Genomic DNA, 905 nt, shown 5'->3' on the forward strand with positions numbered 1-905 from the left:
GACCTTATCCGCGGGTTTTTGATCCGGACCCTGCCCATTCGGTCGCTTGCCCCTTCTGCTGATGCGCCAAAGCGGCTAGCACTTTCCAACCCATGGATGTCTATCTTCCCATTGCGAATCTTTCGGTCAACGCGCTCGTCATCATCGGGCTTGGCGGGCTTGTGGGCATTTTGTCGGGGATGTTCGGCGTGGGCGGAGGCTTTCTCACCACGCCGCTGCTGATCTTCTACGGCATTCCTCCGACAGTCGCGGCGGCTTCCGCTTCCACCCAGGTCACCGGCTCCAGCGTGTCGGGCGTCATCGCGCACAGCCGGCGCAACGGGGTCGACTACCAGATGGGCGGCGTACTGGTGGTGGGCGGCACCCTGGGAACGCTGGCAGGCGCTGCGGTATTCCGGCTTCTGCAGCAGCTCGGTCAGATCGATACCGTCATCAATATCGTCTATGTGCTGCTGCTCGGCTCGATCGGCGGGCTGATGGCGCGCGAAAGCCTGGCCAGCGTGCGGGCGATGCGGCGCGGCGAGACGCTGCCGCCCAAGAAGCGGCGCCACCATCCGCTGGTCGCCAATCTGCCGCTGCGCTGGCGCTTCTATCGCTCGGGCCTGTACATCTCGCCGCTGGCGCCGCTCATCCTGGGCTTTGTCACCGGCATGCTGACCATCCTGCTGGGTGTCGGCGGCGGCTTCGTGATGGTGCCTGCGATGCTCTATCTGCTCGGCATGGGGGCGCAGGTCGTGGTCGGCACCTCGCTGTTCCAGATCCTGTTCGTGACGCTCGCCTCGACCATGGTGCACAGCCTGACCACCAAGGCGGTCGACATCGTGCTGGCGGTGCTGCTGCTGATCGGCAGCGTGACCGGCGCGCAAATCGGCGCGCGCTTCGCGCAGAAACTGCCGCCCGAATAT

Annotated in this window: 1 protein-coding gene; it reads left to right on the forward strand. The window is 65.1% G+C overall.

Annotated features, from left to right (window positions below; all coding sequences use genetic code 11):
• Window positions 1–92: 92 nt before the first annotated feature.
• Window positions 93–905, forward strand: an 813-nt coding sequence (locus AX735_RS20585) for a sulfite exporter TauE/SafE family protein (protein ID WP_066284301.1), incomplete at its 3' end; no start/stop codon positions are given.

It is taken from the genome of Blastomonas sp. CCH1-A6 (assembly GCF_001556365.1).
Lineage (GTDB): Bacteria > Pseudomonadota > Alphaproteobacteria > Sphingomonadales > Sphingomonadaceae > Blastomonas > Blastomonas ursincola.